Genomic DNA, 21,392 nt, shown 5'->3' with positions numbered 1-21,392 from the left:
AGCCTATTAAAATAAGCATTAAATGCGTTAATGCTCAAGATCATTCCCATCATGGGTTAAGATTAATGTTAATTCTTATTACATTTGGCACGTCATGGCTCTTAACACACCACAAATTACGCCGACAAAAAAGATAACAGTGAGGGCTATCGGTGAGGAACTGCCGCGTGGTGATTACCAACGTTGCCCGCAATGTGACATGCTGTTTAGCCTGCCCGAGATAAATTCTCATCAAAGTGCCTATTGTCCGCGCTGTCAGGCAAAAATTCGTGACGGGCGCGACTGGTCGCTAACGCGCCTGGCGGCAATGGCCTTCACCATGCTGTTGCTGATGCCGTTTGCCTGGGGCGAACCGCTGTTGCATATCTGGCTGTTAGGCATTCGTATTGACGCCAACGTCATGCAAGGCATCTGGCAAATGACCAAACAGGGCGATGCGATAACGGGATCAATGGTCTTTTTTTGCGTTATTGGTGCCCCCCTCATTCTGGTGACCTCCATAGCTTATTTATGGTTTGGTAACCGACTGGGAATGAATCTACGTCCGGTACTGCTGATGCTTGAGCGACTGAAAGAGTGGGTAATGCTCGATATCTACCTGGTCGGCATTGGCGTTGCTTCTATAAAGGTGCAGGATTATGCCCATATCCAGACGGGTGTCGGCTTGTTCTCTTTTGTGGCGTTGGTGATTTTAACGACGGTGACGTTGTCACATCTCAATGTCGAAGAACTGTGGGAGCGATTTTATCCGCAGCGCCCCGCTACGCGTAGGGACGAGAAACTCCGTGTCTGTCTTGGGTGCCATTTTACCGGCTATCCTGATCAGCGTGGTCGCTGCCCGCGTTGCCATATCCCGCTACGCCTGCGTCGCCGTCATAGTCTGCAAAAATGCTGGGCGGCGCTGTTAGCGTCAATCGTTTTGTTGTTACCTGCCAACCTGTTGCCTATTTCTATCATTTATCTGAACGGAGGACGGCAGGAAGATACAATTCTTTCCGGAATTATGTCGCTGGCAAGTAGCAACATTGCCGTTGCGGGAATCGTGTTTATCGCCAGTATTCTGGTACCGTTTACTAAAGTGATCGTCATGTTCACTTTACTGTTGAGTATTCATTTTAAATGCCAGCAAGGTTTACGCACACGCATTCTGTTACTGCGGATGGTGACCTGGATTGGTCGCTGGTCGATGCTCGACCTGTTTGTCATATCTTTAACCATGTCGCTGATTAATCGCGATCAGATCCTCGCTTTTACTATGGGACCGGCTGCGTTTTATTTCGGCGCAGCGGTAATTTTGACTATTCTTGCTGTGGAATGGCTGGACAGCCGCTTACTTTGGGATGCACATGAGTCAGGAAACGCCCGCTTCGACGACTGAAGCGCAGATTAAAAATAAACGCCGTATCTCACCTTTCTGGCTGCTGCCATTCATCGCGCTAATGATTGCCGGTTGGCTGATTTGGGATAGTTATCAGGACCGGGGTAATACCGTCACCATCGACTTTATGTCGGCGGATGGTATTGTCCCGGGCCGCACCCCTGTTCGTTATCAGGGCGTTGAAGTCGGAACTGTGCAGGATATCAGCCTGAGCGACGATCTTCGTAAGATTGAAGTCAAGGTCAGCATCAAGTCTGATATGAAAGATGCGCTGCGCGAAGAGACACAGTTCTGGCTGGTGACGCCAAAGGCCTCGCTGGCAGGTGTCTCCGGGCTGGATGCCCTCGTCGGTGGTAACTATATCGGCATGATGCCGGGTAAAGGTAAAGAGCAGGATCACTTTGTCGCACTCGATACCCAACCGAAATATCGGCTGGACAATGGCGATCTGATGATCCACCTGCAAGCCCCCGATCTCGGTTCGCTGAACAGCGGTTCATTGGTCTATTTCCGCAAGATCCCGGTCGGAAAAGTCTACGACTATGCCATCAATCCCAACAAGCAAGGCGTGGTGATTGATGTCCTGATCGAGCGGCGTTTTACCGACCTGGTGAAAAAAGGTAGCCGTTTCTGGAACGTTTCCGGCGTTGATGCCAACGTCAGTATCAGTGGCGCGAAGGTGAAACTGGAAAGTCTGGCGGCACTGGTTAACGGTGCGATTGCCTTCGATTCACCTGAAGAGTCGAAACCTGCCGAGGCGGAAGATACCTTTGGTCTGTATGAAGATCTCGCCCACAGCCAGCGTGGCGTAATAATAAAACTGGAACTGCCGAGTGGGGCCGGATTAACCGCCGACTCGACGCCGTTAATGTATCAGGGGCTGGAAGTCGGACAGCTGACTAAACTGGATTTAAATCCTGGTGGTAAAGTCACTGGGGAAATGACCGTTGATCCCAGCGTCGTCACCCTGCTTCGTGAAAATACCCGCATCGAATTACGCAACCCGAAATTATCCCTTAGCGATGCCAATCTCAGCGCCCTGCTGACCGGAAAAACCTTTGAGTTGGTGCCCGGCGATGGCGAGCCACGCAAAGAGTTCGTTGTTGTGCCCGGCGAAAAAGCCCTACTGCAAGAGCCGGATGTTCTGACACTGACCCTGACCGCGCCGGAAAGTTACGGTATTGATGCTGGTCAACCGCTCATTCTTCACGGCGTGCAGGTAGGCCAGGTTATTGATCGTAAACTCACCAGCAAAGGCGTCACCTTTACCGTCGCCATCGAGCCTCAGCATCGCGAACTGGTAAAAGGCGATAGCAAATTTGTCGTCAACAGCCGTGTCGACGTGAAGGTGGGGCTGGATGGCGTTGAGTTTCTCGGTGCCAGCGCCTCAGAATGGATTAACGGCGGGATACGTATTCTGCCAGGCGATAAAGGCGAGATGAAAGCCAGCTATCCACTGTATGCCAATCTGGAAAAAGCGCTGGAGAACAGCCTTAGCGATTTACCCACCACAACCGTGAGTTTGAGTGCAGAGACGCTGCCGGATGTGCAGGCAGGATCGGTAGTGCTGTACCGTAAATTTGAAGTTGGTGAAGTTATTACCGTGCGTCCGCGAGCTAACGCGTTTGATATCGATCTGCATATTAAGCCGGAGTATCGCAACCTTCTGACCAGCAACAGCGTGTTCTGGGCAGAAGGTGGGGCGAAAGTTCAGCTGAATGGTAGTGGCCTGACCGTACAGGCATCCCCGCTCTCCAGAGCATTAAAGGGGGCTATTAGCTTCGATAACCTCAGCGGTGCCAGCGCCAGTCAGCGTAAAGGCGATAAGCGTATTCTGTATGCTTCCGAAACAGCAGCCCGTGCGGTTGGCGGGCAGATTACGCTTCACGCTTTCGATGCCGGAAAACTGGCGGTCGGGATGCCAATTCGCTATCTCGGTATTGATATCGGGCAAATCCAGACGCTGGATCTGATTACCGCGCGCAATGAAGTACAGGCAAAGGCGGTGCTCTATCCGGAATATGTCCAGACCTTTGCTCGCGGTGGTACGCGCTTCTCAGTTGTCACACCGCAAATTTCGGCAGCTGGCGTTGAGCATCTTGATACTATCCTCCAGCCGTATATCAACGTCGAACCAGGACGGGGCAACCCTCGCCGCGACTTTGAATTACAAGAGGCCACCATAACTGATTCGCGTTACCTGGATGGCTTAAGCATTATTGTTGAAGCGCCGGAAGCCGGTTCGTTAGGCATCGGTACGCCTGTGCTGTTCCGTGGTCTGGAAGTCGGTACGGTTACCGGAATGACGCTGGGGACATTGTCAGATCGCGTGATGATTGCGATGCGCATCAGTAAACGCTATCAACACCTGGTGCGTAACAATTCCGTCTTCTGGTTGGCATCGGGTTACAGTCTGGACTTTGGTCTGACGGGCGGCGTCGTGAAAACCGGCACCTTTAACCAGTTTATCCGTGGCGGCATCGCCTTCGCTACGCCTCCGGGTACGCCGCTGGCACCGAAAGCCCAGGAAGGCAAGCACTTCCTGTTGCAGGAAAGTGAACCGAAAGAGTGGCGTGAATGGGGAACTGCGCTTCCCAAATAATGCCCACTGCTCCGGCGTGCCTGCGCCGGAGCGTTTATGCTAAACTGCGCGCCTGTTTTTTTGCCAGTGGTACATGCTCGTGGCCCAACACACCGTTTATTTCCCGGACGCCTTTCTGACACAAATGCGCGAAGCTATGCCTTCGACGCTCTCTTTTGATGATTTTCTTGCCGCCTGTCAGCGCCCGTTGCGCCGCAGCATTCGCGTTAATACGCTGAAAATCTCTGTTGCTGATTTCCTGCAATTAACCGCTTTTTATGGCTGGACGCTTACGCCAATTCCGTGGTGTGAAGAAGGTTTCTGGATTGAACGCGACGATGAAGATGCATTGCCGTTGGGTAGTACCGCCGAGCATTTAAGTGGCCTGTTTTATATTCAGGAAGCCAGTTCAATGTTGCCCGTCGCCGCCTTGTTTGCTGACGGTAATGCACCACAGCGGGTGATGGATGTCGCTGCTGCGCCAGGCTCCAAAACGACGCAAATTGCCGCGCGGATGAATAACGAAGGGGCTATCCTTGCCAATGAGTTTTCCGCCAGTCGGGTAAAAGTGTTACATGCCAATATCAGCCGCTGTGGCATCCGTAATGTTGCGCTCACACATTTTGATGGCCGCGTGTTTGGTGCGGCATTGCCAGAAATGTTCGATGCCATTTTGCTGGACGCTCCCTGCTCCGGCGAAGGCGTGGTGCGTAAAGATCCCGATGCGCTAAAAAACTGGTCACCCGAAAGCAATCAGGAAATCGCAGCTACCCAACGGGAACTGATCGACAGCGCCTTTCATGCATTACGCCCTGGCGGTACGCTGGTTTACTCGACCTGTACCTTAAACCAGGAAGAAAATGAAGCCGTCTGCCGGTGGCTGAAAGAGACTTACCCCGACGCAGTAGAGTTTTTACCGCTTGGCGATCTCTTCCCTGGTGCAAATAAGGCGCTGACCGAAGACGGCTTTTTGCATGTTTTCCCACAAATTTACGACTGCGAAGGCTTCTTCGTTGCTCGTCTGCGTAAAACTCAGGCGATCCCCGTCTTACCCGCCCCAAAATACAAAGTGGGCAATTTCCCGTTTAGCCCGGTGAAAGATCGCGAAGCCGGTCAAATTCGTCAGGCGGCTGCAAGTGTTGGCTTAAACTGGGATGGAAACCTGCGACTCTGGCAACGCGACAAAGAACTGTGGTTGTTCCCGGTAGGCATTGAAGCCCTGATCGGTAAAGTCCGATTTTCTCGCCTGGGGATTAAACTTGCCGAAACGCATAACAAAGGTTATCGCTGGCAGCATGAAGCGGTTATTGCCCTTGCCTCCCCCGACAATGTGAACGCTTTTGAACTGACACCGCAGGAAGCGGAAGAGTGGTATCGCGGGCGCGATGTTTACCCGCAAGCCGCGCCAGTAGCGGATGATGTATTGGTTACTTTCCAGCATCAGCCGATTGGTTTAGCCAAACGAATTGGTTCGCGACTGAAAAACAGCTACCCGCGTGAACTGGTGCGAGACGGGAAACTTTTTACCGGTAACGCCTGACAGCGCACAAAAAAAGCGCACTTTTTGACTGGCACATTCGGCTGCCTCAACTAGGCTGAAAAATGGTGCGATCGGACTGGTCGTACCACAATCGGCAGCTAAATGGAGAGCACGAAGATGAAAACCAGTGTGCGCATAGGCGCTTTTGAAATCGACGACGGCGAATTACACGGCGAATCGCCGGGTGATCGAACGTTAACCATTCCTTGTAAATCAGACCCCGATTTATGTATGCAACTGGATGCCTGGGATGCTGAAACCAGTATTCCTGCCCTGCTAAATGGCGAACACTCTGTCCTTTACCGTACCCGTTACGATCAACAATCTGATGCCTGGATTATGCGTCTTGCCTAATCCAAAAAGAACCCGTCGGCATGGCGGGTTATTTGTCCTGGTTATTCCCCCGTTGTAAAATCTCTCCTAAACTTAACGGTACGGCACCACACTTCGGGGATGAAATGTTCGCGCTGGTACTTTTTGTTTGCTACCTGGATGGCGGTTGTGAAGATATTGTTGTGGATGTCTACAACACGGAACAGCAGTGTCTTTATTCTATGAGCGATCAACGGATCCGCCATGGCGGTTGTTTTCCGATTGAGGATTTTATAGATGGTTTCTGGCGACCAGCACAGGAGTATGGTGATTTTTAATTATTGCAGTTGCACAAGAGTCAGTTCGCCCCCAAAGACAGCGCCGGTATCAATATAATGCAGGTTGCCAATATCCACGCGATGGCGCAACGGTGTATGACCAAACCAGAAATGATCAGCACCTGTAATTCCCTGCCCTTTTTGGCGTTCACCTAATCGCGAGCGGCTCCACAAGACCTGATGCAAATCAACGTCCTTTTGCCATTCATAAACATCATCTGGATAATCGGCATGAGCAATAACATGTTTGCCGGTGCGACTGTGTACTTCAAGAATAAAGGGCAAATGCTGACATTTTTCCAGCGTCGTTTTCGCTTGTTTCTGTTGATTATCTGCCAGCGCAATAAACCAGTCGCCGCCATTCATCAACCACAAAGACATCTGCTGAGATGTCAGCGCATCCATCGCCATCTGTTCATGATTGCCTCTTACCGCACGAACCCAATGTTGTTCCAGTAACTGCAGGCAACGTAAACTTTGCGGCCCACGATCGATAACGTCTCCCACTGAGATAAGTAAATCTCGCCACGGATCAAAACCACAATGCCATAATTTGCGGCGCAACTGCTCAAGACAACCGTGTATATCGCCTGAAAGCCAGATATGTCGCCATTGATGACCCGCAATTCTCTGATAAACGGGCGCAGGCTGTTTCATCAATATTTTCCTCCCGCGCTAAAGATCACATAATCTTAACAAGAATGTTAAAAAACGCTGGACTCAGACAGTAGAGTGTGTGTTATGGTTGACTATAAAGTCAGCGAAGGGAATGCTTCTGGCTTTTAACAGATAAAAAGAGACCGAACACGATTCCTGTATTCGGTCCAGGGAAATGGCTCTTGGGAGAGAGCCGTGCGCTAAAAGTTGGCATTAATGCAGGCTTAGTTGCCTTGCCCTTTAAGAATAGATGACGACGCCAGGTTTTCCAGTTTGCGTGCAAAATGGTCAATAAAAAGCGCGGTGGCCATCAGCTTAAATGTTAAAAACCGCCCGTTCTGGTGAAAGAACTGAGGCGGTTTTTTTATTGGAAATCAAAAGGCTATTTTAGGTAATTAACAGAGTTTTTCAGCTCGTTCTATAAACGGTGCCAGACTCATTTTTTCGCCGGGATTGTTAGGATCATCAATCTGAATCACCGAAATGGGTTGGGCTTTAGTCTTCCCACTGGCAACTTCCTTTTGTGCGATATCGTTTAAAGGATACTGCACGAGGGTACTTGGGTTGATGACATACAAAGCATTACCCGGTCGGCAAGTCAGCGTCACCTCTTCGCGATTAAACGCCCATTTGTCTTTACCCACTTCAAAACGGCTAACGGTAATCACCTGCGGTGCAGCCAGCGCCGCTGCAGAACTGGTGAGTAACAGAAACGCCAGAATACTTTTTTTCATCATTTTCGTAATCCATCAAAAAGGTTCGAGAGTCGCAAGCAGGCTGATGATCACCAGCACTACCGCACCTATCGCCCATTCGAGTTTAGTCATCCACACAAACCAGGGTGCCGCACGATCTTCATCCTGCCTCATGCGCGGTACAAGAACATAACGATTAGCCAGCGCGATGACCACCATAATCATCACCAGGATGGCTTTGAGCAATAAGAGTTGGCCCCAGTAAGTCGTAAGCGTGGGGGGAAATCCGGTAATCAACAATGCATTAAGCACGCCGCTTGCCAGTACGCCGATCACCGCAAAATGCCCGCACCAGGAAAAACGCATCAGCGCCTGAATAGCCTGGTGTCGCCAACGGCCTTTGATGAGTTGCATACACCAGAGCACCGGCAGTAATCCCCCAAACCACGCCGCCGCACAAATCAGGTGAATCGCGTGATTAGTCTGATGGATTTTCGCCGTTACCCCTTCATTCAGCGTCGCATGGCCGACTCCCGCCAGCAGAATAAATTGCGCGGTAGTGAGCATAAACAGCAAACGTGGCATATTCCGCGGTTGCATAAGGGCGACGATCAACGTTACGAGGGCGAGAACAATTTGCCATAACCAGACGCCACCAAACTGCGTTTGCAAAACAGCCTGCCAAATGTTTGGCGAAAATACATCTGTCCATCCCGTTCCCATCAACCCGCCCTGAACGGCGAGCATTGCAGTGGCACTGATCAAACTCCAGACGGCAGCGTGCTGTTGTAAACGCAGAAAACGCTTCGTCAGCAAGCGACGAATCGTTAAGGGAGCCAGCCAGGCACCGTACATTGCGAAGCCAAAGACCAGCATCAGCGAGGTGAAATGGATAAATCGCAGCGCGATCCAGGTAAACGCCAGCATGATTTATTTCACGCTAAAGGTGTAGTGTCCTTTCGTTTTATGCCCGTCCACCGAAACAACATGCCAGTCAACGGTGTAGGTTCCGGGTTTCAGCGAATCGGCCAGTGGAACAATCAGTTGCTTTTGGTCCTGCTCATTCCGCTTCGCCGGTAATGTTTTAATATTTTCGTTTTTTGGCCCCGTGATTTTTGCACCACTGAATCCTGTTTCAACGCCTTCCGAGAAGTTTAAAGTAATTGCCTGCGGGGCAGCTGTCACTTGCGCGTTTGCCGCAGGATACTGATGCGTTAAATGCGCATGTGCCCAGACGGAAGGTGTCACCAACGAAGTGGTCAGGATTGCCAGCGCGTAGCGAAGGGTGCGTGCAGTTGAAGTCATATTATCTATTCCTTTTTGTAATAACTTTTTTACAGAGCATAACCTTGTCTAATGTCTGAGTCGAGGATCATCAATTCCGGCTTGCCATCCAGGCTCACTCTTAGTAACTTTTGCCCGCGAATGATGAGGAGATTAAGAATGCTGAAGAATCTGGCTAAACTGGATCAAACAGAAATGGATAAAGTGAATGTCGATTTGGCGGCGGCCGGGGTGGCATTTAAAGAACGCTACAATATGCCGGTGATCGCTGAAGCGGTTGAACGTGAACAGCCTGAACATTTGCGCAGCTGGTTTCGCGAGCGGCTTATCGCCCACCGTTTGGCTTCGGTCAATCTGTCACGTTTACCTTACGAGCCCAAACTTAAATAAAACTTATACAGAGTTACACTTTCTTACATAACGCCTGCTAAATTATGAGTATTTTCTAAACCGCACCCATAATTTGCAGTCATTTTGAAAAGGAAGTCATTATGTCGTTCTGGAAAGTTGCAGCAGCGCAATATGAGCCTCGTAAAACCTCACTGACCGAACAGGTAGCTCATCATCTGGAGTTTGTGAGGGCCGCCGCCAGGCAACAATGTCAGCTGTTAGTTTTTCCATCGCTTTCTTTACTGGGGTGTGATTATTCGCGACGTGCCCTTCCTGCCCCACCCGATCTCTCGCTGTTAGACCCGCTTTGTTATGCTGCAACGACCTGGCGAATGACCATCATTGCCGGCCTTCCCGTTGAATATAACGATCGCTTTATTCGTGGAATTGCGGTGTTCGCACCGTGGCGAAAAACACCAGGGATCTACCATCAGAGTCATGGTGCATGTCTGGGCCGTCGTTCCAGAACCATCACGGTGGTCGATGAACAACCGGAAGGTATGGATATGGACCCGACCTGTTCACTGTTTACGACAGGGCAATGTCTGGGGGAACCCGACCTGCTGGCATCTACCCGCCGCTTACAATTTTTTTCACATCAGTACTCAATTGCCGTGCTGATGGCAAATGCCCGTGGTAACAGTGCACTATGGGATGAACATGGTCGTCTCATCGTTCGCGCCGATCGTGGTTCATTATTGTTAGTCGGTCAGCGTTCATCACAGGGTTGGCAAGGCGATATCATTCCATTACGCTAGGCTTTTTCGGCCTGGAGCATGCCATGTTGCGCATTATCGATACAGAAACCTGCGGTTTGCAGGGAGGGATCGTTGAGATTGCCTCTGTTGATGTCATTGACGGAAAAATCGTCAACCCCATGAGCCACCTGGTGCGCCCCGATCGTCCTATTAGTCCACAGGCGATGGCGATTCATCGCATCACCGAAGCCATGGTCGCCGATAAACCGTGGATTGAAGATGTGATCCCGCACTATTACGGTAGTGAATGGTATGTCGCGCACAACGCCAGCTTTGACCGCCGCGTACTGCCTGAGATGCCCGGTGAGTGGATTTGCACTATGAAACTGGCCCGTCGTTTGTGGCCAGGGATCAAGTACAGCAATATGGCGTTATATAAAACACGGAAGCTCAATGTACAGACGCCGCCGGGCCTGCATCATCACCGCGCGTTGTATGACTGTTATATCACCGCTGCGTTGCTTATCGATATTATGAACACCTCCGGCTGGACGGCAGAACAGATGGCCGATATCACCGGACGTCCGTCGTTGATGACGACCTTCACCTTTGGCAAATACCGTGGCAAAGCGGTTTCCGACGTTGCCGAACGCGATCCGGGCTATCTGCGCTGGTTGTTTAATAACCTGGACAGCATGAGCCCGGAGCTGCGTTTAACACTGAAACATTATCTGGAAAATACTTAATCCTCAGGCGTAGCGGGTAATGTTCCCTGCGCCAGCGCGACCAGAAAAGCATATTCCATCGCTACGCCTTCGTACGATTTAAAGCGGCCAGATTTACCGCCATGGCCTGAGTCCATGTCGGTACAGAGCAATAAAAGATGGTTATCGGTTTTCAGCTCGCGCAATTTAGCGACCCATTTTGCCGGTTCCCAATATTGCACCTGAGAATCGTGTAAACCGGTCGTTACCAGTAAATGCGGATAAGCCTGTGCGGTGACGTTGTCATACGGGCTGTAGCTTTTCATGTACTCGTAATATTGCGGATCCTGCGGATTCCCCCACTCTTCAAACTCACCAGTGGTAAGAGGAATTGATTCATCAAGCATCGTTGTTACAACATCAACAAACGGTACCTGGGCGATAACGCCATGGAATAATTCCGGGCGTTGATTAATTGCAACACCCATCAACATGCCCCCCGCACTCCCGCCCATCGCATAACAAAGCGAAGGAGAGCCATAGCCCAGCTTTAACAATGCATCGCAGGCATCAAGATAATCATTAAACGTATTTTTCTTCTTCAGAAACTTACCGTCTTCGTACCATTGTTGCCCCAGTTCACCGCCGCCGCGAACATGGACAATGGCGTAGACAAAGCCACGATCTAACAAACTCAAGCGGCTAAAACTGAAATCGGCATCAATACTTGCGCCGTAAGAACCATAGCCATACACCAGCAATGGGTTGTGTCCTTTGCGAAAATGTTTGCGATGATAGACCAACGAAACCGGAACTTCGACGCCATCACGGGCGGCTATCCACAGGTGTTCACTGCGGTAATTCGCCGCATCAAAACCAGGAACTTCCGTTTGTTTTAATACACGACGCTCACCGGTATCCATATCCAGTTCAAACAGAGTGTCTGGTGTGGTCATGGAAGAATAACCATAACGCAATCGCGCGGTTTCAGGTTCTGGATTGTAGGCAATCCAGGTCACATAGGCCGGATCATCAAAGGCAATGCCAATGACTTCCCGGGTCTTGCGGTTGATTTGGCGCAAACTGGTTAACCCGCGCTGACGCTCTTCAACCACCAGCCAGTCGGTAAACAGCGTAAACCCTTCCAGCATGATGTTATCACGTGGCGGAATTAACTCTTCCCACTGTTGCTCATCACGCATACGGGTACGGTATAAGCCAAAGTTTTTACCGCGGCGGTTGGAACGCAGATAAAACCGATGCTGGTAGTGATCAAGGCTGTATTCGTGATCTTTGCGGCGAGGCAGAAAAACAAACGGCTCGGCATCGGCCATTTCCGCGTCCAGCAGGCGAACTTCACTGGTGGTGGCGCTGGCCAGATGAATGACCACATAATGCTTCGAGGTCGTTTTATGCAGGCTGACGTAATAGGTATCGTCTTTTTCTTCGTAGATCAGTGTATCTTGCGATGCTGGCGTACCGATGGCGTGACGCCAGACCTGATAAGGCAGCAGCGTAACTGGATGCTTGCGTACATAGTAGAAAGTCCAGGAGTCATTTGCCCAGACAAAGCTGGGTTCAACGTTATCCAGCAGTTCCGGGTACCAGTTACCAGTTTCCAGATTACGAAAACGAATGCCGTACTGGCGTCGGGAAAGAAAATCTTCTGCCAGCGCCATAATGGTGTTATCGGGCGTAATCGCCATTCCGCCCATCGAATAAAACTCACTATGAGCTGCGCGCTTGTTGGCATCGAGCAATGTTTCCCACTCATCCCACTCTTCGCTGAATGCCGATTGACGCTGGTAGATAGCATATTCACAGCCTGGTTCATAAATATGCCGATAGCGGTAGCCATTTTTTATGTAGGGAGCAGAAACTTCTCTTTGCGGAATGCGGTCGATGATTTCCTTTAAGATGCGATCCTGCAAGGCTTGTTGCGAGGCCATCACCCGATGACCGTAACTATTTTCTTGTTGCAGGTAGTCCAGGACTTCCGGCTGAGAACGCGTATCGTCCCGCAGCCAGTAGTAATTATCGATGCGCGTATCACCATGAAGCGTCATGGCGTGGGGAATGCGGGCGGCTTTTGGTAGCATGTTATTGTTCTTTCTGGTTGAAACATCTTATAAGGGTGGCAAAACTCACCGGGGATGCAAGCGAAACAGGGTAGTCATTGCTTAGATGATGACAGGTAATGGCGCGGATATCGAATGTTATGCAGACAGAGAAAATCAGCCTGCTCAAATGGCTGTGCGGTTCTGGATAGCCCGAAATAGTCAACTTCAGGCTATCCAGAGAGCGGAATTATTCCGCCAAAGTGCGTTTTTGTTGTTCGAGATCGCGTTCAATGCCTTCACGAACGTCCTGGGGGATTTTCAGCGCGTCACCCAGTGCATTCAGGTAACTGCGTTCCATAAAATGGTCAATATCAATAGCCGCGCAGCTCAGGAAATAGATTTCCAGCGCCTCTTCTTCATTGCGGATCCCGGTAGCCAGGCGTTGTGGATCCAGCGGTTGTTCGATTGCCTGCTCAATGAGTACACGCCCCTGTTCTTCCACACCGGCTTCACGCAATTGCTGATCGATTGCCGCACGTTCTTTGGCATCAATATGACCATCACTTTTAGCGGCAAAGACCAGCGCAAGGATCAAACGTTCCATACGCTCATCCAGCGGCGTACTTTGCGCGCCAAACTGCGGTTCGTCCTGATGCGCCGCGCGAATTTTATCTTTGTATTTATTCCACAGCACCGTACCCGCTACCGCTCCGCCGCCAACCAGTAACGCGTTGGTGCCATATTTCGTAAGAAGTTTACGTGCTGATTTATTTGCGACCAGCAGCCCAGCCAGTCCGCCTAATGCGCCTGGCACTAAAAGTTTGCCCAATCCCTGATCCGCAGACGAGGAGGCAGAAGAACTGCTTTGCCCAAGCAAGGATTGCAGTTGATTTAACCAGTTAGCCATATTTGCTCCTCAATAACCATTTTTAGTGCCTGTAGCATAGCGGATGAGGATGTCAGAAAATGTATATCGAGACAAAAGATGCGAAAATAAGCGGGGCGGTAGACCGTTATTCAAAGAAATTCGCGCCAGGTAAGGTGTTTACTGTATATCAGGTGATAAGGGTATTTTAGGTGAAAGTAGTTTGACGTTTTGAGTGGCACTGTTTGACGCTGATTGCCCGATGCGACGCTGTTGCGTCTTCTCAGGCCTACGATTGTGGTGCGTTGTGGGGCGGACAAGGCATTCGCGCCGCATCCGCCGACGGTCAATCGAATTATCAGAGGCCATTAACGCCGCTGATATTCCGCCATTCCCGCTTTGCAGTCCACGCTGACCTGGTAATGAATATCGGCACTTTTACCACGTACGGTTAGCGGTACTGACCATTTATCATCTTTACCCTGAATGTCCTGCAAACTGACCCATGCCACAGGATCGGCCTGACCGACAATTTTTTGATCATCTGCCCAGCGCGCCACGCGATTTTGTTGATAATCACGTTTTACGCTCGCGGCAATTCCAGCAGCATCCAGACCTTCACACTTTGGGAAAGTGACCGACTTGCTGGTTTCATTATTGGCAGCGAAAACTGATGCGCAAGCAGAAACCAACAACAGCCCTAAAAACGCCCCTCTTTTTTTCATGTTTTTCTCCATAGCACAATGATTCAGGAGAAAGCATGGTACAAATTGTCAGGAGCGCAAGTTGCTTCAGGCCGCGTGTGAGGCATCTTCCTCTTCGGATTCAGCACCGACGACCTGTGGGGACGGTAATTTGCCGGTTTTCAGAATGGTGCTCAGCACATCTTTTTGTTCTGCCAGCCATAGCGAAAGGGCTTCACGTTGCTCGTCTTCCATTTGCACTGGAGAATTTGTCAGCCAGGTGTCAAGCAGATCCGCCGTATCAAGCATTTTGTCATAAGCATCGGCTTCCTTTTTGCTGGTAAACGACATTTTCTCTTCGCCCTCACGAATGACTACGTATTTAACTTCAACCGCCATTTGCAGCCTCTCATAATAACTGTGATTTTATACAGTATATTTCTTTTCGGTTGGGAAATCAACATCAGCAATAAAGACACGCGCAAACGTTTTCGTTTATACTGCGCGCGGAATTAATCAGGGGATATTCGTTATGACGTTATTAGGCACTGCGCTGCGTCCGGCAGCAACTCGCGTGATGTTATTAGGCTCCGGTGAACTGGGTAAAGAAGTGGCAATCGAGTGTCAGCGTCTCGGCGTAGAAGTGATTGCCGTTGATCGCTATGCCGACGCACCAGCCATGCATGTCGCGCATCGCTCCCATGTCATTAATATGCTTGATGGTGATGCATTACGCCGTGTGGTTGAACTGGAAAAACCACATTATATCGTGCCGGAGATCGAAGCTATTGCCACCGATATGCTGATCCAACTTGAAGAGGAAGGACTGAATGTTGTCCCCTGCGCGCGCGCAACGAAATTAACGATGAATCGCGAGGGTATCCGTCGCCTGGCGGCAGAAGAGCTGCAGCTGCCCACTTCCACTTATCGTTTTGCCGATAACGAAAACCTTTTCCGCGAGGCGGTTGCTGAAATCGGCTATCCCTGCATTGTTAAACCGGTGATGAGTTCCTCCGGCAAGGGGCAGACGTTTATTCGTTCTGCAGAGCAACTTGCTCATGCATGGGAGTACGCTCAGCAAGGCGGTCGCGCCGGTGCGGGCCGCGTAATTGTTGAAGGCGTCGTTAAGTTTGATTTCGAAATTACCCTGCTAACCGTCAGCGCGGTGGATGGCGTCCATTTCTGTGCACCGGTAGGTCATCGCCAGGAAGATGGCGACTATCGTGAATCCTGGCAACCACAGCAAATGAGCCAGCTGGCTTTGGAACGTGCGCAGGAGATTGCCCGTAAAGTGGTGCTGGCACTGGGCGGTTATGGTCTGTTTGGTGTCGAGCTGTTTGTCTGTGGTGATGAGGTGATTTTCAGTGAGGTCTCCCCTCGCCCACATGATACCGGGATGGTGACGTTAATTTCTCAGGATCTCTCGGAGTTTGCCCTGCATGTGCGAGCCTTTCTCGGACTTCCGGTTGGCGGGATCCGTCAGTATGGTCCTGCAGCTTCTGCCGTTATCCTGCCACAACTGACCAGTGAGAATGTCACGTTTGATAATGTGCAGAATGCCGTAGGCGCAGGTTTGCAGATTCGTTTATTTGGTAAGCCGGAAATTGATGGCAGCCGTCGTCTGGGGGTGGCACTGGCTACTGCAGAGAGTGTTGATGAAGCGATTGAGCGCGCAAAGCACGCCGCAGCACAGATAAAAGTACAAGCTTAGCCCCGGCGAAAAACGCTACCAAAATGCCCGATCGAGGATCGGGCATTTTGACTTTTACAGCTTAGCGCCTTCTACAGCTTCACGCGCCAGCTTAGTAATGCGGTCGTAATCGCCCGCTTCCAGCGCATCTGCCGGAACCAGCCAGGAACCACCGATGCACAGCACGCTTTTCAGCGCCAGGTAGTCACGGTAGTTAGCCGGAGAAATACCACCTGTCGGGCAGAAACGGACCTGGGAGAACGGACCCGCGATCGCCTGCAGGGCTTTCACACCGCCGTTAGCTTCAGCCGGGAAGAATTTGAACTCTTTCAAACCGTAGTCCATACCCAGCATCAGTTCGGAAACAGTGCTGATCCCCGGAATCAGAGGAATAGTCCCTTCGGTAGCAGCCTTCAGCAGCGGCTCGGTCAGCCCCGGGCTAATTGCGAACTGTGCACCCGCTTCGGTGACTTCTGCCAGCTGCTGTGGATTCAGCACCGTACCGGCACCCACAATCGCTTCAGGCACTTCTTTGGCGATAGCACGGATAGCGTCAACTGCACACTCGGTACGCAGAGTCACTTCCAGAACGCGCACCCCACCAGCAACCAACGCTTTTGCCATCGGCACCGCGTGTTCCAGTTTTTTTACCACGATAACCGGTACAACCGGGCCGGTGGTCAGGATTGATTCTGCACTTGTTTTCCAGTTTTTCATCAGAGTTTTCTCTCGCCTGATTACAAATTTGTCGTCTTAAAAAGTGATACAGGTTGCGCCCTGTTCGGCACCGGACAGTTTTTCACGCAAGGCGCTGAATAATTCACGTCCTGTTCCCACGCGTGACGCGCTCAGGTCAGGAATGTGCGGTTCGCGAGCAGCCAGTTCCGCTTCGTCTACCAGCAGCGTCAGTTCGCCTGTCTGTCCATTCACACGAATGATGTCCCCGTCGCGCACTTTTGCCAGCAGCCCGCCATCGTAGGCTTCTGGTGTTACGTGGATAGCTGACGGCACTTTACCTGAAGCGCCGGAGAGTCGTCCATCAGTAACTAACGCAATTTTGAAACACCGGTCCAATAATACACCAAGTGGCGGCATGAGTTTATGTAATTCTGGCATTCCGTTCGCTTTTGGCCCCTGATGACGGACAACAACGACACAATCGCGGTCCAGCAAACCCGCTTCAAAGGCCGGCATAACGTCATGCTGGCTTTCAAAAACAACCGCAGGCGCTTCAATCACCTGGTTCTCAACCGGCACGGCAGAGGTTTTCATAACCGCACGGCCCAGGTTACCGCTTAACACTTTTGTCCCACCATGATGAGAGAAAGGTTGTTCGAAGGAAGCGATCACATTGCTGTCGAGTGATTTTTCCGCCCCTTCCCGCCAGTCCAGTTCACCATTATTCAGCCATGGTTCAAGGGTATAACGAGACAGACCAAAGCCTGCCACCGTATTGACATCTTCATGCAGCAGGCCTGCTTTGAGCAGTTCACGCACCAGAACCGGTACGCCACCTGCCGCCTGGAAGTGGTTAATATCGGCCGGACCGTTCGGGTAGAGACGTGCCATCAGCGGTACAACATCAGAAAGGTCAGAGAAGTCATCCCAGTTAATCTGAATACCGGCCGCGCGTGCCATCGCCACCAGGTGCATGGTGTGGTTAGTGGAACCACCGGTCGCCAGCAGTGCAACGATACCGTTCACTACCACTTTCTCATCTATCATCTTACCGATCGGCATCCATTCATTACCATTACCGGTCATGCGTGTAACCTGGCGCGCAGCGGCTGCGGTCAAAGCATCGCGCAGCGGAGAATCCGGATGAACAAAAGAAGAGCCTGGCAACTGCATCCCCATAAACTCCACCACCATCTGGTTGGTGTTGGCAGTACCGTAGAAAGTACATGTTCCCGGCGCATGATAAGACGCGGCTTCTGACTCCAGTAATGCCATGCGGTCCACTTTACCTTCGGCATAAAGCTGGCGAATACGCACTTTTTCTTTATTTGGCAAACCGCTTGCCATCGGTCCAGACGGCACAAACACCGCAGGCAAATGCCCAAACGACAGGGCTGCCATCGTCAGACCCGGGACAATCTTGTCGCACACACCGAGGAACAGAGCACCATCAAACATGTTATGGGACAGCCCCACCGCCGCAGACATCGCAATCACTTCGCGGCTTAACAGCGACAATTCCATTCCATCCTGCCCCTGGGTGACACCATCACACATCGCCGGAACACCGCCTGCAACCTGACCAACCGCATTTGCTTCATGCAGGGCTTTACGAATGATTTCTGGATAGTGTTCATAAGGCTGGTGCGCGGAGAGCATGTCGTTATAGGAGGTGATGATGGCGATATTGTTACGCAACATGCTTTTCAAAGAGGCTTTGTCTTCTGGCTGGCAGGCAGCGAAACCGTGTGCCAGGTTACCGCATGCCAACTGCGAACGATGAACGGTCGAAGTTTTCGCTTGTTCTATCCGGGCGAGGTAAGCAGAGCGAGTCTCGCGCGAACGTTCAATGATTCGATTTGTTACGCGTAACAATTGTGGATTCATAAAGGCTCCTGAAATTGAGTTGTCAGAGCAGGATGATTCACAACGCGTTTCATTCAGAGGATTTATGACTGAAACGCCTGTAACCGGAGCTCATAGGGCAAAAACGTTTCAGGCAGTGTAATAAAAAAAGCCTCGTGGGTGAATCCGCACGAGGCCTGAAAGTGTAAAAATTGTTCTACAATCTGTGCAAGATCATGTTACCGGTAAAATAACCATAAAGGATGAGCGCAGATATTACTCAAACTCATTCCAGGAACGACCATCACGGGTGATCATCGCCACTGAGGCAACAGGTCCCCAGGTTCCGGCCTGATACGGTTTCGGCGCATCATTGTCCATCGCCCACGCCTCAGTAATGGAGTCTACCCATTTCCAGGCTTCTTCCACTTCATCACGACGAACAAACAGTGCCTGAATACCACGCATGGTTTCCAGCAGCAGACGTTCATAGGCATCCGCCAGATGCGTCTGATTAAAGGTTTCTGAATAGCTCAGGTCCAGCTTGGTGATTTGCAGGTTATGTTTGTGGTCCAGGCCAGGAACTTTATTCAGTACCTGGATATCCACGCCTTCATCAGGTTGCAGACGGATAGTCAGTTTATTTTGCGGTAGATCCTGCCACGACTCTTTAAACAGATTCAGTTCAGGTGTTTTGAAATAGACCACGACTTCAGAGCATTTGGTCGGCAGACGTTTACCAGTACGCAGGTAGAATGGCACACCGGCCCAGCGCCAGTTATCAATGTCGACGCGGATCGCCACGAAGGTTTCTGTATTGCTGCTCTTGTTCGCGCCCTCTTCTTCCAGATATCCCGGCACTTTTTTGCCCTGGGCGAAGCCCGCAGTATATTGCCCGCGTACGGTTTTTTCGCGTACGTTGGAGCGGTCAATACGGCGCAGAGACTTCAGTACTTTCACTTTTTCATCGCGGATGCTGTCTGCGCTCAGGTCAGACGGCGGAGACATCGCAATCATGCAGAGAATTTGTAGCAGGTGGTTCTGGATCATGTCGCGCATCTGACCGGCTTTATCAAAATAGCCCCAGCGCCCTTCGATCCCCACTTCTTCTGCCACGGTAATCTCAACATGATCGATGGTGCGATTGTCCCAGTTGTTCACAAACAGAGAGTTAGCAAAACGCAGCGCCAACAGGTTCAGCACCGTTTCTTTACCAAGATAGTGGTCGATACGGTAAACCTGGCACTCCTCGAAGTATTCGCCAACCTGATCGTTGATTTCCTGCGAGGTCGCCAGCGACGTCCCCAGCGGTTTCTCCATGACTACGCGTGCCGGTTTAGCATTCAGTTTTGCCTCGCCAAGCCCTTTGCAAATTGCGCCAAAAGTGCTGGGCGGCATGGCAAAGTAGTTAATGGTGATACGATTTTTTTGATCCAGCATCGCGCCGAGACGGCTGAATGCAGCAGTGTCATTGACATCGAGATTACAAAAATCCAGACGTGCACTCAGGGTGTCCCATAAACCTTCATCAATGGTTTCTTTCATGAAAGTTTCGAGCGCCTCGCGGACAACTTTGGTATAAGCCGCTTTATCCCAGTCAGCACGCCCTACGCCGATAATCCGGGTGTCCGGGTTGAGCTGACCGGCTTTTTCCAGTTGATACAGGGAAGGCAGCAATTTACGACGCGCAAGGTCGCCTTTCGCGCCGAAAATGACCAGGTCACAGGCCTGGGCTGTTTGCGTTACCGCCATGTCATTCTCCTTAAGTTAACTATCCCGGTACTTAAGCCAGGGTATACTTGTAATTTTCTTACGGTGCACTGTACTGCTTTTACGAGCTTGCGAAAACTGTAAACGCTTATCCACCCGTGCGATTACGGTAAAAGCGCGCAAAGTGCGGCAAAACTGATAAAAAAATCATCGTTTTCCATTGGGTAAAAATCTGACACTGATCATGTTATGAAAAAAAATAACAACTTTTTTATCTGCTTTTGTCATTAACACAGCACACAGGCGTAATATCTGACAAAACTGCATTTCGATTTCTTTCAGTGCGGAAATCGTCATTACCCGTGAGTCTCTTTACATCATGAATATGCTGGAAAAAATCCAGTCTCAGCTGGAACATTTGAGCAAATCAGAGCGCAAAGTTGCCGAGGTCATTCTGGCTTCGCCCGATAACGCGATCCATTCGAGTATTGCTGCTCTGGCGCTGGAAGCCAATGTTAGCGAACCGACGGTGAATCGTTTCTGTCGCAGCATGGACACGCGCGGTTTTCCTGATTTTAAACTTCATCTGGCACAAAGTCTGGCGAATGGCACTCCCTATGTTAATCGCAACGTCAATGAAGATGACAGCGTTGAATCATACACGGGGAAAATATTTGAGTCCGCAATGGCAACGCTCGATCATGTCCGTCATTCATTGGATAAATCTGCCATCAACCGCGCCGTCGACTTGCTCACTCAGGCAAAAAAAATCGCCTTTTTCGGATTAGGCTCTTCAGCCGCCGTTGCCCACGATGCGATGAATAAGTTCTTTCGTTTTAATGTTCCGGTTGTGTACTCCGATGATATTGTGCTGCAACGCATGAGTTGTATGAATTGTAGCGACGGAGACGTGGTGGTGCTGATTTCTCACACGGGAAGAACAAAAAATCTGGTCGAGCTGGCGCAGCTGGCACGCGAAAACGACGCCATGGTGATTGCCCTCACCTCTGCGGGTACCCCGCTCGCCCGGGAAGCAACGCTGGCAATTACCCTCGACGTACCGGAAGATACTGACATTTATATGCCCATGGTTTCTCGACTTGCACAGCTGACCGTGATAGATGTGCTGGCGACAGGATTTACTTTGCGACGCGGTGCAAAATTCAGAGATAACTTGAAGCGGGTCAAGGAAGCGCTGAAGGAATCGCGTTTTGATAAGCAGTTACTTAATTTAAGTGACGATCGCTAAAAGCGACTGTCACTGTTCTAATCTTATACGACATC

At 50.7% G+C, this 21,392-nt stretch carries 21 protein-coding genes; 10 read left to right on the top strand and 11 right to left on the bottom strand.

Features of this window, described 5'->3' with window-relative positions:
- Positions 1-94 precede the first annotated feature (94 nt).
- The 5 genes from yebS to ACJHWK_RS11410 all read left to right on the top strand — a co-directional run bounded on the left by yebS (position 95) and on the right by ACJHWK_RS11410 (position 6,149).
- Positions 95-1,378, top strand: coding sequence for a membrane integrity lipid transport subunit YebS (gene yebS, locus ACJHWK_RS11430; RefSeq protein ID WP_001520702.1), 1,284 nt, complete (start codon positions 95-97; stop codon positions 1,376-1,378).
- Positions 1,347-3,980 carry a lipid-binding membrane homeostasis protein YebT gene (gene yebT / locus ACJHWK_RS11425; RefSeq protein ID WP_001306757.1) on the top strand — a complete coding sequence of 878 codons (2,634 nt, stop codon included), beginning with the start codon at positions 1,347-1,349 and terminating at the stop codon, positions 3,978-3,980. The genes yebS and yebT overlap by 32 nt, the downstream gene beginning before the upstream one ends.
- A gap of 79 nt (positions 3,981-4,059) precedes the next feature.
- Positions 4,060-5,499, top strand: coding sequence for a 16S rRNA (cytosine(1407)-C(5))-methyltransferase RsmF (rsmF, locus tag ACJHWK_RS11420; RefSeq protein ID WP_024166480.1), 1,440 nt, complete (start codon positions 4,060-4,062; stop codon positions 5,497-5,499).
- Positions 5,500-5,616: 117 nt separating this feature from the next.
- Positions 5,617-5,853, top strand: coding sequence for a YebV family protein (locus ACJHWK_RS11415; RefSeq protein ID WP_001295499.1), 237 nt, complete (start codon positions 5,617-5,619; stop codon positions 5,851-5,853).
- A gap of 104 nt (positions 5,854-5,957) precedes the next feature.
- A complete protein-coding gene (locus ACJHWK_RS11410; protein ID WP_001296140.1) occupies positions 5,958-6,149 on the top strand; it encodes a YebW family protein in 192 nt (63 codons plus the stop codon).
- Here the strand turns inward: ACJHWK_RS11410 and pphA are convergent, their stop codons facing one another.
- The 4 genes from pphA to yobA form a co-directional block, all read right to left on the bottom strand.
- Complete coding sequence (gene pphA / locus ACJHWK_RS11405) at positions 6,150-6,806, bottom strand: protein-serine/threonine phosphatase (RefSeq protein ID WP_001520704.1); 657 nt, start codon at positions 6,804-6,806, stop codon at positions 6,150-6,152. It lies immediately after the preceding gene.
- Positions 6,807-7,201: 395 nt separating this feature from the next.
- Positions 7,202-7,543 carry a YebY family protein gene (locus ACJHWK_RS11400; protein ID WP_001520705.1) on the bottom strand — a complete coding sequence of 114 codons (342 nt, stop codon included), beginning with the start codon at positions 7,541-7,543 and terminating at the stop codon, positions 7,202-7,204.
- A 12-nt stretch (positions 7,544-7,555) separates the two neighbouring features.
- Complete coding sequence (copD, locus tag ACJHWK_RS11395) at positions 7,556-8,428, bottom strand: copper homeostasis membrane protein CopD (RefSeq protein WP_000879330.1); 873 nt, start codon at positions 8,426-8,428, stop codon at positions 7,556-7,558.
- A gap of 3 nt (positions 8,429-8,431) precedes the next feature.
- Entirely contained in the window at positions 8,432-8,806 is a 375-nt protein-coding gene (gene yobA, locus ACJHWK_RS11390) for a CopC domain-containing protein YobA (protein ID WP_000204705.1), read from the bottom strand.
- A 138-nt stretch (positions 8,807-8,944) separates the two neighbouring features.
- Here yobA and holE point away from each other — a divergent pair, with 138 nt between their 5' ends.
- The 3 genes from holE to exoX all read left to right on the top strand — a co-directional run bounded on the left by holE (position 8,945) and on the right by exoX (position 10,619).
- On the top strand, positions 8,945-9,175 hold the full coding sequence (gene holE / locus ACJHWK_RS11385; RefSeq protein WP_000916763.1) for a DNA polymerase III subunit theta: 231 nt from the start codon (positions 8,945-8,947) through the stop codon (positions 9,173-9,175).
- Between the two features lie 101 nt (positions 9,176-9,276).
- Entirely contained in the window at positions 9,277-9,933 is a 657-nt protein-coding gene (gene yobB / locus ACJHWK_RS11380) for a carbon-nitrogen hydrolase family protein YobB (protein ID WP_000011653.1), read from the top strand.
- A 23-nt stretch (positions 9,934-9,956) separates the two neighbouring features.
- Entirely contained in the window at positions 9,957-10,619 is a 663-nt protein-coding gene (exoX, locus tag ACJHWK_RS11375) for an exodeoxyribonuclease X (RefSeq protein ID WP_000944256.1), read from the top strand.
- Here exoX and ptrB read toward each other — a convergent pair.
- The 4 genes from ptrB to yebG all read right to left on the bottom strand — a co-directional run bounded on the left by ptrB (position 10,616) and on the right by yebG (position 14,584).
- Positions 10,616-12,676 (bottom strand): oligopeptidase B, encoded by a 2,061-nt coding sequence (gene ptrB / locus ACJHWK_RS11370; RefSeq protein ID WP_410234844.1) that lies wholly within the window; start codon positions 12,674-12,676, stop codon positions 10,616-10,618. The genes exoX and ptrB overlap by 4 nt on opposite strands.
- Before the next feature lie 208 nt (positions 12,677-12,884).
- Positions 12,885-13,544 (bottom strand): tellurite resistance TerB family protein, encoded by a 660-nt coding sequence (locus ACJHWK_RS11365; protein WP_410234843.1) that lies wholly within the window; start codon positions 13,542-13,544, stop codon positions 12,885-12,887.
- 326 nt (positions 13,545-13,870) lie between these two features.
- Positions 13,871-14,227 (bottom strand): protein YebF, encoded by a 357-nt coding sequence (gene yebF / locus ACJHWK_RS11360; protein WP_001295500.1) that lies wholly within the window; start codon positions 14,225-14,227, stop codon positions 13,871-13,873.
- A 66-nt stretch (positions 14,228-14,293) separates the two neighbouring features.
- On the bottom strand, positions 14,294-14,584 hold the full coding sequence (gene yebG, locus ACJHWK_RS11355; RefSeq protein WP_000257738.1) for a DNA damage-inducible protein YebG: 291 nt from the start codon (positions 14,582-14,584) through the stop codon (positions 14,294-14,296).
- 133 nt (positions 14,585-14,717) lie between these two features.
- On the opposite strand from yebG, the gene purT reads away from it, so the two are divergent.
- Positions 14,718-15,896 (top strand): formate-dependent phosphoribosylglycinamide formyltransferase, encoded by a 1,179-nt coding sequence (purT, locus tag ACJHWK_RS11350; RefSeq protein ID WP_021517157.1) that lies wholly within the window; start codon positions 14,718-14,720, stop codon positions 15,894-15,896.
- A 54-nt stretch (positions 15,897-15,950) separates the two neighbouring features.
- Here purT and kdgA read toward each other — a convergent pair whose 3' ends face one another.
- The 3 genes from kdgA to zwf form a co-directional block, all read right to left on the bottom strand.
- Positions 15,951-16,592 carry a bifunctional 4-hydroxy-2-oxoglutarate aldolase/2-dehydro-3-deoxy-phosphogluconate aldolase gene (kdgA, locus tag ACJHWK_RS11345; protein WP_000800512.1) on the bottom strand — a complete coding sequence of 214 codons (642 nt, stop codon included), beginning with the start codon at positions 16,590-16,592 and terminating at the stop codon, positions 15,951-15,953.
- 36 nt (positions 16,593-16,628) lie between these two features.
- The gene (edd, locus tag ACJHWK_RS11340; protein ID WP_001069467.1) at positions 16,629-18,440 is read right to left on the bottom strand and encodes a phosphogluconate dehydratase; all 1,812 of its coding nucleotides are present in this window, start codon (positions 18,438-18,440) and stop codon (positions 16,629-16,631) included.
- A gap of 234 nt (positions 18,441-18,674) precedes the next feature.
- A complete protein-coding gene (gene zwf / locus ACJHWK_RS11335; RefSeq protein ID WP_000301727.1) occupies positions 18,675-20,150 on the bottom strand; it encodes a glucose-6-phosphate dehydrogenase in 1,476 nt (491 codons plus the stop codon).
- Between the two features lie 337 nt (positions 20,151-20,487).
- On the opposite strand from zwf, the gene hexR reads away from it, so the two are divergent.
- On the top strand, positions 20,488-21,357 hold the full coding sequence (gene hexR / locus ACJHWK_RS11330) for a DNA-binding transcriptional regulator HexR (RefSeq protein WP_001056694.1): 870 nt from the start codon (positions 20,488-20,490) through the stop codon (positions 21,355-21,357).
- The last annotated feature ends 35 nt before the right edge of the window (positions 21,358-21,392 follow it).

Source organism: Escherichia sp. WS547 (assembly GCF_046486065.1).
GTDB lineage: Bacteria > Pseudomonadota > Gammaproteobacteria > Enterobacterales > Enterobacteriaceae > Escherichia > Escherichia coli.
This window is presented reverse-complemented; position numbering and strand designations above follow the sequence as displayed.